A 14,789-nucleotide genomic window follows, 5' to 3' on the forward strand; every position below is an offset into this window, starting at 1 on the left:
CCGCCGAATTGTTGTGGAAATAGTCACCCACTGACAAAAAATGCGGATAATTTGGGTAGCTTTCCAAAGCACTCCGTAGTGACTTATTTTAAAGAAGATAAAACAACTCATCACATAGGGTATGAAAAGGCAGTATAGTGTAGTGGCAGCCTTAGTAGGGCTACTTCCGGCCTTGGCTCAGGCGCAGACTAATGCGGCCAAAGAGGCTTTGCCCGTTATGCACGAAAGCAAGCAGGCGTGGCAGTACCCAAAGCCTATTGAGTACTATGACGCTAATGGGAGGAGAGTATCTGATCCGAAGAATGCGGAGTACCATAGCCAGACGACCATGCACGATAGTATCAGCGGCACGGAACGAGTCTACTACGCCTCGGGTAAGCTGTTCCTGAGTATTTCTTACGCCCGGGTTGCAACCCGTTTGCAGGAGGGAATTTCGTCGACTTGGTACGAGAATGGCAAGCTGAAGTCCGAAGTGGAGTTTCATGCCGGAGAGCGTCATGGCTTTTACCGAATATACTTCCCAAACGGGAAATTAGAGCAGGAAGCAACATTCGCGTACGGAGTATGGCAGGGCGGCAACCGGTTTACGCGCGGGGGCAAAGCGCTGCCCTTCTACAATTCTAATCTGACCCGTCCCGCCTCCGGCTCGACAGCGTCGACCAGTTACTCCCACGCTCCGGCCACGTTGGTACCAACTCCTCTGCTGGTGCCGCCACAAGTAGATACCAGGTTTGTGCCCCAGGCTCAGCCCATGATGCGGGGCGACGCAATTCAGCCAATGAGCCCTGGTTCCACATCAGTTATTAGAGACTACCGCTAGCGAAGCCTCTACGGACCGCAAGCGCGCAGCAAGCATAGGCCCTAAAATAAGCGGTGGTTCCGGTCAAATGCGCCGGGAGCCACCGCTTGTGCGTTGGAGCGGGCTGCCGGGTGGCTAATCTGCCTAGTCTGTCTGACTAACAAGTTTGTGTGTCTTATGTGGCCTGCTTGCCCACCGCCGAAATAGTAGCAGTGTTTCGAGTAAGCCTTGTTCCAATTCAACCCCGCTCAATTGGCCGTTACCCATGAGAAAGCACTGCTACTTCGTTGCCAGTCTTCTGGTTCTGCTGCCGGCCAGCGTACGGGCCCAGGCGGGCAAGCAAGCCCTGCCGATAGATAACGCCCAGGAGCAGGTGCGGCAGAATCGGACCCGGGTGACTTATTTCGCTGGGGTTGGAGAAGAGGCATTTACCAGAAAAGCAGCCATATTCCGTAGCCAGATAACGATGCGCGACAGTGTCAGCGGCACCGAGCGGAGGTATTATCCCACGGGGCAGCTATGGATGGCCATTCCCTATGCCCACGTGCCAAGCAAGCTCCGGCACGGCGTGCTGACCATCTGGTACCAAAGCGGCCAGCTGATGTCGCGGGAGGAGTATGTGGGTGATAAGCTGCAGGGTGGGTTAAAAAGATACTACGCCGATGGCACTCTGCAATATGAGGCAACCTACACGCAGGGCAAGCTGGACCAGGAGCAGTGCTACACCAGTACCGGTGCCGTTATATCCTGCCTCGATTACCAGCTACAGGAACTGGCGGCCATAACCAGCGCCAATGCCAGAGCCAGTGGTCCGGCGTCTATGGCAAAACCACTAACGGAGCCGCCACCGGCCTATATGCCCCCCAATTCACATTCAAAGCCGGACCACATTCTGTCGCCCCGGGGCGAGAGTAGCCCTATTCTCAGGGTGAAACCATAAAGCAGCGTTTCGCCTCGACTGAGCCATACACCAAGACCGGCCGGGGCCCAGGCAAAAAACGGGGTAGTAGGAGTGGGCGGCGCGAGTGCAACTGGAAATCGATAAGCGTCTAGCCGAACCGGACGCCGTGCCGGTCTTTCGTGGCAAAGACACCCAGTACCGCGACTACGCCACGCTCTACGTTATTTGGAGCGCCAACCAGTTCAAGAAAATGGCCGAGCTGATTGAGCAGAAGGACCACCTGACCAAAGTGGATGCGGATGCCTTCAACGGCTACATTGCAGCCTACAACAAGCAGAACAGCAAGCTGCTGGAAGCCTACAACCGCGCCGGCAATACCTTCCAGGCCACCTACATTCCGGTCTTCAACGACTAGCAAAACCAACCGCACAGCCTCAATGGTTATAGCCGAACCGGGCCGGAAGCATTTCCGGACCGGTTTTTTTGTCGGGTTGGAATATTGGAAAGTGCACGGAAGCTCGTTATAAAGGCTGATTGACACAGGTTGCCAAACAAGCCGCTGCCATGCCTCGGAATATCCTCTTTTTTTATCTGTTGCTCCTGCCGTTGCACTTGCTGGGGCAGAAAGCCGGCACGAAAACAATGGTGTACTACGACCAGCAGAATCGTCGCCTGCCGACCGCTACTGGCGCGGCCTGGGCCGTGGAAACCAAGTATATTGATAGTGTGCGGGCCGTGGAGCGGGTGTATTTCGCCCCGCAAAAGGTGCGGCAGCAGGCTTTCTTCTCTAACATCCGCCTCCGGCAGCGCGACAGGGAAACGGTGGTGTACTACGACGACGGCTCGGTAAAGCGGCGGACACAGTACCAGGCTAGCAAGAAGCAAGAGGAAACCTTTGAGTATTACCCGGGTGGCCGGTTGAAGCGCCATGAGCAATTCGCCGATGGCAAGTACCAGATCCGGAGCTGCTTTGGCGCGGATGGCCAGGCCATACACTGCGACACGCTGGCCCGGCAAACGGTTTGCCCGCCGATGGTGGAAACTTCCGGGCAAAGTACCTATGTTCATTTCCCCCCGAAAGCCCTTAAACTGGGCATTGAAGGGGTAGTCAAAGTCGGATTCCTTGTAAACCGTTTCGGCGAGATCTTAAACATCCGGGTTATTGAGTCTGCTTCCCCGGAACTGAATGGAGAAGCCGTGGCTGCCGTCCGGCGCTTGAAGAAATGGCGAATCAGCTACGTAGACTGCGAACCGGTAGAGGTAGTCTACGTCATACCCATCACATTTCAGATTAAGTAGCGCCAAAATAACGGGATGTCGGGCAGGGTTGGCGCATAAAAACCGCGGCAGCAAGTAACTTAGCACCCGCATTGCGGCCCTACCCGCCCCAACGGCTCAATCTGATTGATATGGACGAAGCAATAAAAGCCAAATACCAGCCCGTAATCGGCCTCGAAGTACACGCCCAGCTGCTCACCCAGAGCAAGATGTACTCTTCGGATGAAAACGAATACGGTGCCCTGCCCAATAATAACCTGTCGGTAATTACGCTGGGCCACCCCGGCACCTTGCCCAAGGTAAACCGCACGGCCGTGGAGTACGCCATGAAAATGGGCCTGGCCACCAACTGCCACATCACCCGCGACAACCTGTTTGCGCGCAAAAACTACTTCTACCCCGACCTGCCCAAGGGCTACCAGATAACCCAGGACAAAACCCCGATCTGCACGGCCGGTACCGTCCCGATTCGCCTGGCCGACGGCACGACCAAGAACATCGGCGTGACGCGCATTCACATGGAGGAAGACGCGGGCAAATCGATGCACCTGGCCGGGGAAGTGGAAACGCTCGTGGATCTGAACCGCGCCGGTGTGCCGCTCATTGAAATCGTGAGTGAGCCCGACATCCGCAATGCCGACGAAGCCTATGCTTACCTGAGTGAAATCAAGAAGCTGGTGGTGTACCTGGGCGTGTGCGACGGCAACATGGAAGAAGGCTCGCTGCGCTGCGACGCCAACATTTCGGTGATGCTCAAGGGGGCCGATAAGTTCGGCGTGAAGGTGGAGGTCAAAAACATGAACTCCTTCCGCAACGTGCAGCGGGCCATCGAATATGAAATCGAGCGGCAGATTGAAATCCTGGAAGCCGGTGGTACGCTCGACAGCGAAACCCGCGGCTTTGACGCCGCCACGGGCACTACCAACGGGCAGCGCTCGAAGGAAACCCTGAACGACTACCGCTACTTCCCCGAGCCCGACCTGCCGCCGCTCGTCATCGACGATGCCTGGCTGCACGAGGTGCAGGCTTCGCTGCCGGCGCTGCCCCAGCAGCTCTACGCCCGCTTCACCGGCGAGCTGGGCCTCTCGGACTACGACGCCTCGGTGCTCACCGACCAGAAGGAAGTGGCGCTGTTCTTTGATGAATTGTCGCGCCTGACGCCCAACGCCAAAGCCGCCGCCAACTGGGTACAAGGCCCCGTGAAGTCGTTCCTGAACGAGCGGGCTTTGACGCTGGCCGACTTCCCGCTGCAGCCCCAGCACCTAGCCGACATCATTCAACTCATTGATGAGAACAAGGTAGGTCACTCGGTAGCTGCCAAGCAGTTATTCCCCTACTTGCTCGACCACCCAACCCAGACGGCTGCCGCTGCGGCCGAGGCTCAGGGCCTGTTGCAGCAGTCGGATGCTGGGGCGTTGGAAGCCATGATTCAGCAGGTATTGGACGCCAACCCGGCCAAGGTGGAAGAGTACCGCGGCGGCAAAAAGAGCCTGACCGGCATGTTTATGGGCGAGCTGATGAAGCTCACCGGCGGCAAAGCCGACCCCAAGCTGGCCAACCAGCTTCTGCGCCAAAAACTCGATGCCTAGCATCCGGATGCGCATTGCCGGGCGGTTTCCGTCGTTGGTTATGGCTTACAGCTGAACCAAACGGGCCGCCGGTTGCTTCTTTTCACAAATGGCGGCCTGGCTTCGGCCCGCTGCTCATAGCGTAACTAAGAATGATTGAGAAAATGAAAAGCATCCTTCTGGTAACCACCGTATTGGGAATGGCCAATGCCTGCAGCAAATCGACGACGCCGACCACGGGCAGCGCCGCCGCTGGAGCCGGCTACCAGATCAGCGGGCAGCTGACCAACGCCCCGGCCGGCACGAAGGTGTATCTGGCCGAGCTGGGCGAAACTCAGTTTGTGTCGCGCGATACGGCCACTACCGACGCTCAGGGCGGCTTTACGCTGAAAGGCACCGTGCCGGAAGCCGGCCTCTACCAGGTAAAGCTCAACGATGCCAACCAGGTGCTGCTGGCCCTCGATAACAAGAGCAGTATCCAGCTCTCCGGCGACGCTAAAAAACTCACCGACGGCTATGTGGTGAAAGGCTCCCGCGACTCGGAAACCCTGCAGCAACTGGGCAAAGCCATGACGCAGTCGAAGCACGATATGGCCATGCTGGAAATGCGCTACAACAACAGCGCCCAGGCCGGCCAGTCGGACTCGATGAAGCTCATCGAAGCGAAGTTCTACGCCGCCCAGGCCCACAATACGGCCGTGCTTAAGCAACTGATTCGCCAGAACCCCAACTCGGTGGTGTCGGCCTTCGCCGTGGGCAACCTGCTGAACACCGAGGAGCAGTTCGCCTTCATCGACTCCATGTCGACCCAGTTTAAGAAGACGATGCCCGACTCGCGCTACACCAAGGCCCTGGCTGCCAAGCTCGACCCGCTGCGGGCCACGGCCGTGGGCTCGGCCGCCCCAGAAATTAGCCTGCCTGCGCCCGATGGCAATGCGGTGGCGCTGACGTCGTTGCGCGGCAAGTACGTGCTCATCGACTTTTGGGCCTCGTGGTGCGGCCCCTGCCGCAAGGAAAACCCCAATGTGGTGCGGGCCTACAACAAGTTCAAGGGCAAGGGCTTCGAGATTTACAGCGTTTCCTTCGACCAGGACCGTGAGAAATGGCTCAAAGCCATCCAGAACGACGGCCTCACCTGGACCCACGTATCGGATCTGCGCGGCTGGGAGAGCGCCGCCGGCCAGACCTACGGCGTGAAGTCCATTCCGCTGTCCATCCTGCTCGACCCCCAGGGCCGCATCGTAGCCAAAAACCTGCGCGGCGACGCCCTAGAAGCCAAGCTGGCCTCGGTGCTGAAGTAGGCGCCTAGAGTGGGTTGGTAGGCTGTTTTTCGCCTATCATTGCGAGGAAGAATGGCATTCCGCGCTAAGCGGCGTCAATCCGTCCTCTGCGCAGCACGCCACTACCTTTTACCAAAAAGCCCTTTACTGCCGCGGCGGTAAAGGGCTTTTTATCTTGAATGGGCTTTGTTACACAGGCGAGGAAGGTTCTTCACGGCGCGTACGCCGGATGACAGATAGGAAAACTCAGCCCAAAGCCAGCCCTAGCGAGCCAGCTCGGGCAGGGCGGCAATGAGAACGGGCAAAAACGATTCAAGCGTAGGGTAGCGCTGCCGGTCGGCTTCGTAGCGTTGCAGCTGGGCCTCAAAGAAGGGCAGATACATCCAGTCGGCGTAGGCGGCGCGCAGCTGGCGGCTCACATCGTCCCGGTCCAGGGCTTGCGCAATCCGGATTTCGCCGGCCCGCACCAGGTGCTCGTTGAACGAGGTTTCCCAGTCGCGGTACTGCAGTTGGCCCGGAATGGGCCGAAACAGCGCCGCGTGGGCCGCAATGCCCGGTGCAAAAACCGGTAAAGAAGTTAGTGGGTTGACGAAGGTGTGCCCGAACTCGTGCACCGACAGGTTGCGCACGGCTTCGGCGTTGTCGAAGCCCGCCGCCGTAACCCGCCCGCGCATCAGGGTTTGCTCGCCCGAAGGAGCCGCAATCTGCACCGCGGTCAGCCCATCGGCGTGGGATACCTGCCAGGCCATTCCCCATTCCGACTTGAAAAAAGGGTTGACAATAAGACGATAAGCGGCTTTTTGCCCCCCGTAATAGGCTTCCATGGTCTGAATGAAGCTGGCCGGGGGTAGGTTGCGCCGGACTTCGGCAATAGCCTGTTCATATACCGGCCGCTGGTGCCGCTGAAAGCGCGCAAACCTAGCGTCGCGGTAAAACCTGCCTACGAGCAGCATATAGGCGTCGGCAATGCGGGCGGCCGAGTCGGCATTGGGGTGAATGGCGGCCAGAATCGGCGGGGAGACGGGCGTAACCCGGCGGGGACGGGGAAACCCTTCGTAGAACAGCGGCAGCAGATACACGCCCGTCCCGATCTTATCCGACAGCCACTGCGTGCGTCGCACGGCCGCATGTTGCCGAAACGGCGCGAAATGGGTGTAGCTGGCCCGCATCAGCCGCGTAGTGCGAAACAGGGCTGGGGCCGCCGCCGAATCGGGGAGAAACTCGGGCGAAATCTGGACAACCAACGCATTAACCAGCTCAACGCCTAGGTCCGATTCTACCGTGATTTGGGCGCTCTGGGCCCACACTTGCAATGGGGTAGCACTCCAGAGCAGCGTCAGCAGCAAATAAAACCGGAAGCGGGGCATGGTAGTCAATAAGGCTGAGTTGGGAATCAGCTTAGTCTTAACTCAAAAACATGCGCTGCATAGCCTGCCAGAGCAGCTTTTTGCGGCTGTTATCTTCTTCAATCAACTCGATTTCGGCAGCAGGCAGGTAGCCGGCGTCGCCGGCCAGCAGCACCGGCTCGTAGAGCTGGGTGGTGCGAATGGCCACGTCCAGCAGGTTTTTGCCAAAGCCGATAATCTGCTTGGCGGCCAGCTGCTGCCGGATGGTTTTGAGCTCCACGGGCAGGTGCGACTCCACGTTGATCAGCACCACATCTTCCATCACGAGGCGAATGGCCTTGAGCAGGTTGTTGAGAAACACGTTGCGGGGCAGACGCTGGAAGCGCACCGGGTCCATGCGCACCAGAATCACCAAACCGTTGGCATTGCTGCCCAGCGTGGAATAGGGCGTAGCGCTCAGCGGCGGGGCCGTGCGCGGCGGCGGACCATCGGTCGGCGAGGCTGGGGCCGGAGTAGCGGGGGGCGCGACGGAAACCGCCGGAGCCACGGCCGGGCGCACGGCGGGCGGCAACGGCAGCGCCCCCAACGACGGGAGCTTACCGGCCCCGGCAGGCATTGGGGCAGCCGGTGGAACGGCCGCCGTAACTGGTGGCACCGAAGCTGCTGCGGCTGGCTGAAGAACTGGCGGTGGGGTAGGCGCCGCACTGACGGCAGGAGCGGCCACTACCGCCGCCGGAGTTGGCGTCACTGCTACCGGTACTTGCCCCGATTCAGCAGCTGACACTGGCTGCGACGCCGAAGCAGCTTGCTCCGCGACGTGCGGCTCGGGTACTACATACAACGAGACGTTGGTGTAGAAGCTCTGGAAAAACGCCAGGGATGCCTGCTCCATAAGTGCTGTTCGATAAGGGTGACGGGCCGATGCGAAATTCGCTACTGGCTAAGTTACGCAACGGCCCGCAACGCCTGACTATTCCATGTTGAAAAGGGCTTTCAGCTCACTGGCATCCTGGGGCTGCATGCGGCCGGCCAGCACTAGGCGCAGCTGCCGCCGCCGCAGGGCTCCGTCGTAGAGGCGAATTTCCTCCTCGGTTTCGGCTACGGCCTCGGGCACGTCGATGGGGCGGCCCGACTGATCCACGGCCACGAAGGTGTAGAAGGCTTCGTTGCTCTTGATTTTGGTGCCGCTCGGAATGTCCTCGGTCCACACGTCGATGTGCACTTCCATGCTGGAGCTGAAGGAGCGCGTCACCTGGGCCTGCAGCGTCACCACGTTGCCTAGCCGGATTGGCTCCCGGAACGAGACGTTATCAACCGAGGCCGTTACCACGATGCGGTTGGAATGCTTTTGCGCCGCAATGGCTGCGGCAATGTCCATCAGGTGCATCATGCGGCCTCCCATCAGGTTGTTGAGCGTATTGGTGTCGTTGGGCAGCACCAATTCGGTCATAATCACGAAAGACTCTTTAACGGGCTTCTGTTTGCGCATCAGGCAGGACGTTTCTGGAAAAAATTAAGCAGCCGCAAAGGTAGCGCCACCAGGCGGCGGAATTAATAATTAGGAATTAATAATTAGGGCGCGTGCAGAGACTTAAAAGAACATCCTGTCGAGCCTGCAAGACATGACGTTTTGGGTAGCCGTAGTCCCAATTCTTAATTCCTATTCCACCCAGCCTGGCCCAGCAGAGGCACGAACCGGAACTCCTCGAATTCCTCGCGCACGAATTCCTCCTCACTCTCACGCACCACCCGCATCATGCGCTGGGTATGCTCGTCGCCCACGGGGATGACCAGCGCCCCGCCCACGCGCAGCTGCCGCAGCAACGTGCGCGGAATGGTAGGGGAGCCGGCCGTCACCAAGATCTTGTCGAAGGGCGCGTGGGCGGGCAGGCCCAGGCTGCCGTCGCCGCAAAAGAGCCGGGGCGCCAGGTTGAAAGCGGCGAGCCGGCGGCGGGTGCTTTCAAACAGCACTTGGTTGTATTCGATGCTGCACACGTCGGGCACCAGCTCCAGCAGTACGGCGCACTGGTAGCCCGAGCCCGTCCCGATTTCCAGCACCTGGTCGGTGGCCCGCAGCTGGAGCAGCTCGGTTTGGTAAGCCACGGTATAGGGCTGCGAAATCGTCTGGCCCTGCCCGATGGGAAAGGCCTTGTCCTGGTAAGCGTGCTGCTGAAAGCCGGGCTCGAAAAACAAGTGGCGCGGCACCGTGGCAAGGGCCGTCAGCACCCGCTCGTCCCGGATTCCCTTGCGGCGCAATTCTTCCACGAGGGAGCGGCGCAGGCCGCGGTGTCGGTACGTATCAGCGTGCATGGAGTGTGGGGTTGGGCCGATGTCGGGAGTATGGGTTAATGCCCTACCTTTGCGCGGCTCAGCAAGAGGCGAAAAGGCCTTTTCTGCGCCATATCTGCCGCCAAATTACGGCATCGTGCCCATATAACCCATTTGTTTGCCGGCTTTGGCCGGTTTGCCCCCGCTATTCCCTTGACGCGCACCTTTCAAAAGCTAAAGCTGATTGCCGCCGATTTTCTGGCGGCCCTTCTGGCCTGGATGTGTTTTTTTCTGCTGCGCAAATACCTGCTCAGCGAGATTAATGAAGGCTACCGCTTCACCGGCGGCGAGCTGTTTACCCTCACGGGCTCGGCCCTGATGATTGCCCTGTTCTGGGCGGTGCTCTACACGCTCATCGGCGAATACCGCGACATTTTCCGCAAGTCGCGCCTGGCCGAGATTATCCGGCTGGCCCGCATTTCGGTGCTCGGCGCCCTGGTTATCTTCTTCGCCCTGCTGCTCGATGATCAGGGTGTGAGCTCCTACCGGCTTTACTACAAGACGATTACGGCTTATTTCCTGCTGCACTTCTTTATCACGGCCGTTCTGCGCACCTGGGCTATTACTACCGTGCAGCACCTGGTGCGGCGGGGCGTTATTTCGTTTAATACGCTGCTGGTGGGCTCCAACATTCTGGCCCGCGAAACCTACCACGAGTTGGCCCGCACTGGCAAGCACCTGGGGCTGCAGCTGGTCGGCTTTACGCCCGTGGGCGACACGGTAGACCCGCAGCTGGCCGCCGAATTGCCCGCCCGGGGCTCCTACACCCGCCTGCCGGCCCTGATCCGGGCCCTCAAGATCGAGCAGGTTATCATTGCCATCGAGCCCAGTGAGCACCGCATGATCCAGGAAATTCTGGCGCTGCTGGAAGGCACGCCGGCCCGGGTGAGCATCCTGCCCGACTTGTACCAGATGCTGCTGGGCTCGGTGAAGGTAAACCATCTGTTTGGCACGCCGCTCATCGAAATCAAGCACGATTTGCTGCCGCCGTGGCAGGAGTTTACCAAGCGCGGCCTCGATATTGTGGGCTCCCTGCTGTTTCTGCTGCTGGCCTGGCCCGTGTACGCCTTCACGGCCGTAATGGTGCGGCTCTCGTCGCCGGGGCCCATTTTTTACGCCCAGGAGCGCATCGGCATCAACGCCCAGCCCTTCCGCATCTACAAGTTCCGCTCGATGTACGTGGACGCCGAAAAGCAGGGCCCCGCACTGTCGTCGGACCACGACCCGCGCATCACGCCCTGGGGCCGCTTCATGCGCAAGGTGCGCCTCGATGAGCTGCCCCAGTTCTGGAACGTGGTGAAGGGCGATATGAGCCTGGTGGGCCCGCGGCCCGAGCGCCGCTTCTACATCGACCAGATTGTGAAAGTAGCGCCCCACTACCGCCACCTGCACCGCGTGCGGCCCGGCATCACCAGCCTGGGCCAGGTGAAATACGGCTACGCCGAAACCGTAGATCAGATGGTGGAGCGGCTCAAATTCGACATTCTCTACATCGAAAACATGAGTCTGGCCATGGACTTCCGGGTGATGCTCTACACGCTGAAAATCATCGTGGAAGGGCGGGGGAAATAGATGTGCTGAGGTGCTAATGTGTTTTGAACGTGCTAAATATGGTTGAATGCGGCCTTACGAGGCGCAGCCGTGGCACCCGAAGGACAGCGAAGCTAATCCGTCCTCTGCGCAGGTAGTCACTTTCTTTACCCACAAAGCCCTTTTCGTTGTTATACCAAAGGCTTGTCGTAGAAGATAGCTGAGCACATTTCGGAGGACAGCTTGCTTCGTAAGCTCACAATGACGTGTTGAGCATTAGCACATCAGCACATTCAACCATATTAGCACATTAACAGAATGTTTACTGGAATTGTAGAAGCCCTGGGCACGATTACGGCCGTGCAGACGGAAGGCACTAACCGCCATTTCACCGTGGCCGGGCCCTTTGCCCACGAGCTGCAGATCGACCAGAGCGTGGCCCACGACGGCGTGTGCCTCACGGTAGTAGCCGTAGACGCAGCCGCCGGCACTCACGTAGTAACAGCCATCGACGAGACGCTGCAAAAAACCAACCTGGGTAGCTGGGCTCCCGGCCGGCAGGTGAATCTGGAGCGCTGCCTGGCCGCCAACGGCCGCTTCGACGGCCACATCGTGCAGGGCCACGTGGATCTGACGGCTACTTGCGAATCGGTGACCGACCAGAACGGCAGCTGGCTCTACCGCTTCCGCCACGCGCCCGGCCCGAGCCGCGTGACGGTGGAAAAAGGCTCGATCTGCATCAACGGCACCAGCCTCACCTGCTTCGACTCGACCGACGAGACCTTCGCCGTGGCCATCATTCCCTACACCTACGAGCACACCACCTTCCGCCACCTGCGGGCCGGCGACCTGGTGAATCTGGAGTTCGATATTGTAGGCAAGTACGTGGCCAAGATGCTGGGGAAGTAAGATAATAGCAGCTCCTTCCTACGCATTACCACCAAGCGTATTTCTTTCCGGTCTGCGTCGGGTGTGCCGCCTGGAAAATACACAGTCACAATATGAAGCACCTGGAGCCCTGGTACTAGCGGCGGCGTGCAGAATACTGCTTTGGCGGTATTGAAAAGGAGAGATTAAGTAAGAACTGTATGCCAGCAAAAGTTGCTCGCGCACTGCTCGGTTTGGTGCTGGTGGTAGCCGTGGCGTGCAGCAGTGCCCAGCCCGAGAAGGATAGCCGCTTTGTCAGCTACCGGGTGGACCTACGCACGCAAACCCTGCGGCTGTACTGGAAAGACGACGTGGGCCAGCCTCTGCACAGCTTGCAGCGGCTTAACGCGTGGCTGCAGGGTCGGGGGCAGCGCCTGGTATTTGGCATGAATGCCGGAATGTACAAGGCCGATAATGCACCCCAGGGCCTCTTTATTCAGGATTCCCGGGTTGTAACGCCGCTTGATACTACTACCGGCAGCGGCAATTTCTACCTGCTGCCCAACGGGGTGTTTTACACCACTGTGGCCCACCAGGCCGTGGTGTGCCCAACCGCCGCGTTCCGGTATTCCAAAGCCATAGCCTACGCCACGCAATCGGGGCCCATGCTCGTGGTTGGGGGCCGCATCCATCCCGCCTTCAAGCCCGGCTCCCCCAATCTTAACGTCCGCAATGGCGTGGGTGTGCTGCCCGATGGCCGGGTCGTTTGTGCCATGTCCAAGGAGCCCATCAGCCTCTACGATTTCGCCGAGTATTTCCGGCGGCAGGGCTGCCGCAATGCCCTTTACCTCGACGGTTTGGTGTCGCGCACGTATTTGCCGGAACAGCAATGGGTGCAAACCGACGGCAATTTTGGGGTGATGATCGGGGTAACCGAGCCGAGGTGATAAACAGCTGGCAGGGTCGGGAAACCGAACGAGCCGGGTCAGCAGGAAGCGCTGAGCAGAAGCATATTAAGCTCAACCAGTAGCGCGGATCGACCCAACCAGCCGTTTTGCGCTGCGTATAGAGCTTATCCTCACCTTGTTCCTTCCAAGCAATGTCAAAACGCGAATTGATTGAGCCCAGCCAGGGCGACAAGCGCTACGTGCGCCGCAATGAGAAAGGTCAGTTCACCAGTGAAGTTGACCTGAACCGGTCGTTGTCGCAGGATGATAAGCACAACTCCCGCATCACCAGCCGGTCTGGTCAGGGCGACCGGGGCGACGGGCACACCGGCAACCGCAAGCCCGCCAGGAAGTAATTGAACTACCATAAAAAGGCCCCACCGCAGCTGCGGTGGGGCCTTTTTATGGTGTTAGGCTTGGGCTGAACGCTGACCCGGCCACCAGCGCGCGGCACCGAGTTGATAGAGCCGGAAGCAGCTCCAGGCCGCCAGGCTGCCCAGCGTGGCACCGGCCAGCACGTCGGAAGGGTAGTGGGCGCCCAGGTACATGCGGCTGTACGACACCAGTATGGCCCAGATGAGCACCAGTACTTTCGCCAGCCAGTAGCGCCGGGGTAGGGCCAGACACAAAAAAACCACCAGGGCAAAGGCATTGGCCGCGTGCGACGACATAAAGCCAAATTGCCCACCACAGCCGCTGGCCAGGTTGAGCGTGGCCGACAGCTGCGGGTCGTGGCAGGGGCGCAGGCGGGCGAAGTAGGGCTTGAAGAACCGGCTGGAAATGCCGTCGGCCAGGGCCACGCTCAAGCCCAGCAGCGGCAGCAGCAGCGTAGCGCGCCGCTGGAACATGTAGCCCAGCACGAGCAGAATAACCAGATAGGCCGGAAACCACACGAAGCGCTCCGAAAAGAAGATCATCCACGCATCCAGCGTGTTGGAATGGTGGTTGTTGGCGGCCAGCAAGAGCCAGCGGTCCAGGGCTTGGAGTTGTTCGATCAAGGCTAGCTGGGGTTTTCGAGCCACTGCACGCCCTTGCGCAGCCAGGCCTGGGTGGTAGCTTCCGGGGAGCCAGGCTCGGGGCGCTGGTCGTAGTGCCACTCGCAGCGGGGCGGCAGGCTCATCAGGATGCTTTCGGTGCGGCCGCCGGTTTCCAGGCCGAAGCGCGTGCCCCGGTCGAAGGCCAGGTTGAACTCGGCGTAGCGGGCCCGGCGCAGCATGTGCCACTGCACCTGCCGCTCGCCGAAGGGCCGGTCCTGGTTCTGGCGCATCAGCTCGGTATAGGTAGGCCCGAATACGTTGCCCACGGCCTGAATAAAGGCAAACAGCTCCTCGCGGGTGCCGTCTTTGCCCACCGTGAGCCGGTCGAAGAAAATACCGCCCACGCCCCGGGTTTCCTGGCGGTGGGGCAGGAAAAAGTAGTCATCGGCCCACTGCCGGAAGCGCGGGTAGTAGGCCGGGTTATGCGCGTCGCACACGGCCTTGAGCTGCTCATGAAACCAGCGGGCCTGGGATTCATCCACGTAAATTGGGGTCAAGTCGATGCCGCCGCCAAACCAGGCCTCGCCGTTGCCGGCCTCAAAGTAGCGCACGTTCATGTGGGCAATGGGCACCATGGGGCTGCGCGGGTGCTGCACTACGCTCACGCCGGTGGCAAAGTAGTTGGGGTTGGGCATGAGCAGCACCCGGGCGGCCTGCTCGCTCATTTCGCCCCACACGGCCGAGAAGTTCACGCCGCCCTTTTCCAGCACCCGTCCGCCCTGAATGACGCGGGAAAGGCCGCCGCCGCCGCTGCCGTGCTGCCAGTTGTCGGATTGAAACGTGGCCACGCCATCGGCGGCTTCCAACTGCGCGCACAGGCGTTGTTGGAAGTCGCGCAGCCAGTCGGCCACGGTTTCGCGGAAGGTGGCAGCAGGTGGTAGGGAAGATGAGGCAGTCAGCATAGAATA

The 14,789-nt window shown here is 59.8% G+C and carries 16 protein-coding genes; 10 read left to right on the plus strand and 6 right to left on the minus strand.

The features are described 5' to 3' along the window. The first annotated feature begins 328 nt into the window (after positions 1-328). The 6 genes from LGH74_RS21430 to LGH74_RS21455 all read left to right on the plus strand — a co-directional run bounded on the left by LGH74_RS21430 (position 329) and on the right by LGH74_RS21455 (position 5,847). Positions 329-820, plus strand: a complete 492-nt coding sequence (locus tag LGH74_RS21430) for a toxin-antitoxin system YwqK family antitoxin (RefSeq protein WP_226179589.1) — start codon at positions 329-331, stop codon at positions 818-820. A gap of 244 nt (positions 821-1,064) precedes the next feature. Beyond that, positions 1,065-1,739, plus strand: coding sequence for a toxin-antitoxin system YwqK family antitoxin (locus tag LGH74_RS21435; protein ID WP_226179591.1), 675 nt, complete (start codon positions 1,065-1,067; stop codon positions 1,737-1,739). A 127-nt stretch (positions 1,740-1,866) separates the two neighbouring features. After that, a complete protein-coding gene (locus LGH74_RS21440) occupies positions 1,867-2,115 on the plus strand; it encodes a hypothetical protein (RefSeq protein WP_226179593.1) in 249 nt (82 codons plus the stop codon). Between the two features lie 149 nt (positions 2,116-2,264). Next, positions 2,265-2,999 carry an energy transducer TonB gene (locus LGH74_RS21445; protein ID WP_226179595.1) on the plus strand — a complete coding sequence of 245 codons (735 nt, stop codon included), beginning with the start codon at positions 2,265-2,267 and terminating at the stop codon, positions 2,997-2,999. A 110-nt stretch (positions 3,000-3,109) separates the two neighbouring features. Beyond that, on the plus strand, positions 3,110-4,567 hold the full coding sequence (gatB, locus tag LGH74_RS21450) for an Asp-tRNA(Asn)/Glu-tRNA(Gln) amidotransferase subunit GatB (protein WP_226179597.1): 1,458 nt from the start codon (positions 3,110-3,112) through the stop codon (positions 4,565-4,567). Positions 4,568-4,710: 143 nt separating this feature from the next. Then, positions 4,711-5,847, plus strand: coding sequence for a TlpA disulfide reductase family protein (locus LGH74_RS21455; protein WP_226179599.1), 1,137 nt, complete (start codon positions 4,711-4,713; stop codon positions 5,845-5,847). A gap of 242 nt (positions 5,848-6,089) precedes the next feature. On the opposite strand, the gene LGH74_RS21460 is transcribed toward LGH74_RS21455, so the two are convergent. The 4 genes from LGH74_RS21460 to LGH74_RS21475 form a co-directional block, all read right to left on the minus strand. Then, complete coding sequence (locus LGH74_RS21460; RefSeq protein ID WP_226179617.1) at positions 6,090-7,193, minus strand: DUF4932 domain-containing protein; 1,104 nt, start codon at positions 7,191-7,193, stop codon at positions 6,090-6,092. Between the two features lie 37 nt (positions 7,194-7,230). Beyond that, the gene (locus LGH74_RS21465) at positions 7,231-8,064 is read right to left on the minus strand and encodes a hypothetical protein (protein ID WP_226179621.1); all 834 of its coding nucleotides are present in this window, start codon (positions 8,062-8,064) and stop codon (positions 7,231-7,233) included. A gap of 78 nt (positions 8,065-8,142) precedes the next feature. After that, positions 8,143-8,661 carry an acyl-CoA thioesterase gene (locus tag LGH74_RS21470; RefSeq protein ID WP_226179601.1) on the minus strand — a complete coding sequence of 173 codons (519 nt, stop codon included), beginning with the start codon at positions 8,659-8,661 and terminating at the stop codon, positions 8,143-8,145. A gap of 164 nt (positions 8,662-8,825) precedes the next feature. Then, positions 8,826-9,482 (minus strand): protein-L-isoaspartate(D-aspartate) O-methyltransferase, encoded by a 657-nt coding sequence (locus LGH74_RS21475; RefSeq protein ID WP_226179603.1) that lies wholly within the window; start codon positions 9,480-9,482, stop codon positions 8,826-8,828. A 171-nt stretch (positions 9,483-9,653) separates the two neighbouring features. Here LGH74_RS21475 and LGH74_RS21480 point away from each other — a divergent pair, with 171 nt between their 5' ends. The 4 genes from LGH74_RS21480 (at position 9,654) to LGH74_RS21495 (ending at position 13,200) form a co-directional block, all read left to right on the plus strand. Further along, complete coding sequence (locus LGH74_RS21480; RefSeq protein WP_226179605.1) at positions 9,654-11,072, plus strand: sugar transferase; 1,419 nt, start codon at positions 9,654-9,656, stop codon at positions 11,070-11,072. 276 nt (positions 11,073-11,348) lie between these two features. Then, on the plus strand, positions 11,349-11,939 hold the full coding sequence (locus LGH74_RS21485; protein ID WP_226179607.1) for a riboflavin synthase: 591 nt from the start codon (positions 11,349-11,351) through the stop codon (positions 11,937-11,939). Between the two features lie 179 nt (positions 11,940-12,118). Next, positions 12,119-12,844 (plus strand): phosphodiester glycosidase family protein, encoded by a 726-nt coding sequence (locus tag LGH74_RS21490; protein ID WP_226179609.1) that lies wholly within the window; start codon positions 12,119-12,121, stop codon positions 12,842-12,844. 152 nt (positions 12,845-12,996) lie between these two features. Next, on the plus strand, positions 12,997-13,200 hold the full coding sequence (locus LGH74_RS21495) for a hypothetical protein (protein WP_226179611.1): 204 nt from the start codon (positions 12,997-12,999) through the stop codon (positions 13,198-13,200). Between the two features lie 54 nt (positions 13,201-13,254). Here LGH74_RS21495 and LGH74_RS21500 read toward each other — a convergent pair whose 3' ends face one another. Both LGH74_RS21500 and hemF read right to left on the minus strand, forming a co-directional pair. After that, the gene (locus LGH74_RS21500) at positions 13,255-13,842 is read right to left on the minus strand and encodes a phosphatase PAP2 family protein (RefSeq protein WP_226179613.1); all 588 of its coding nucleotides are present in this window, start codon (positions 13,840-13,842) and stop codon (positions 13,255-13,257) included. Between the two features lie 2 nt (positions 13,843-13,844). Then, positions 13,845-14,783, minus strand: coding sequence for an oxygen-dependent coproporphyrinogen oxidase (hemF, locus tag LGH74_RS21505; protein WP_226179619.1), 939 nt, complete (start codon positions 14,781-14,783; stop codon positions 13,845-13,847). Positions 14,784-14,789: the final 6 nt, after the last annotated feature.

The sequence above is a fragment of the Hymenobacter lucidus genome, assembly GCF_020447265.1.
Lineage (GTDB): Bacteria > Bacteroidota > Bacteroidia > Cytophagales > Hymenobacteraceae > Hymenobacter > Hymenobacter lucidus.

Bases quoted from the DNA above. Each gene is read 5' to 3' on its own strand.
- LGH74_RS21430 (WP_226179589.1), top strand. From the start codon at position 329: ATGCACGATAGTATCAGCGGCACGGAACGAGTCTACTACGCCTCGGGT.
- LGH74_RS21435 (WP_226179591.1), top strand. From the start codon at position 1,065: ATGAGAAAGCACTGCTACTTCGTTGCCAGTCTTCTGGTTCTGCTGCCG.
- LGH74_RS21445 (WP_226179595.1), top strand. From the start codon at position 2,265: ATGCCTCGGAATATCCTCTTTTTTTATCTGTTGCTCCTGCCGTTGCAC.
- gatB (WP_226179597.1), top strand. From the start codon at position 3,110: ATGGACGAAGCAATAAAAGCCAAATACCAGCCCGTAATCGGCCTCGAA.
- LGH74_RS21455 (WP_226179599.1), top strand. From the start codon at position 4,711: ATGAAAAGCATCCTTCTGGTAACCACCGTATTGGGAATGGCCAATGCC.
- LGH74_RS21460 (WP_226179617.1), bottom strand. From the start codon at position 7,193: ATGCCCCGCTTCCGGTTTTATTTGCTGCTGACGCTGCTCTGGAGTGCT.
- LGH74_RS21465 (WP_226179621.1), bottom strand. From the start codon at position 8,064: ATGGAGCAGGCATCCCTGGCGTTTTTCCAGAGCTTCTACACCAACGTC.
- LGH74_RS21470 (WP_226179601.1), bottom strand. From the start codon at position 8,661: ATGCGCAAACAGAAGCCCGTTAAAGAGTCTTTCGTGATTATGACCGAA.
- LGH74_RS21475 (WP_226179603.1), bottom strand. From the start codon at position 9,482: ATGCACGCTGATACGTACCGACACCGCGGCCTGCGCCGCTCCCTCGTG.
- LGH74_RS21485 (WP_226179607.1), top strand. From the start codon at position 11,349: ATGTTTACTGGAATTGTAGAAGCCCTGGGCACGATTACGGCCGTGCAG.
- LGH74_RS21490 (WP_226179609.1), top strand. From the start codon at position 12,119: ATGCCAGCAAAAGTTGCTCGCGCACTGCTCGGTTTGGTGCTGGTGGTA.
- LGH74_RS21495 (WP_226179611.1), top strand. From the start codon at position 12,997: ATGTCAAAACGCGAATTGATTGAGCCCAGCCAGGGCGACAAGCGCTAC.
- hemF (WP_226179619.1), bottom strand. From the start codon at position 14,783: ATGCTGACTGCCTCATCTTCCCTACCACCTGCTGCCACCTTCCGCGAA.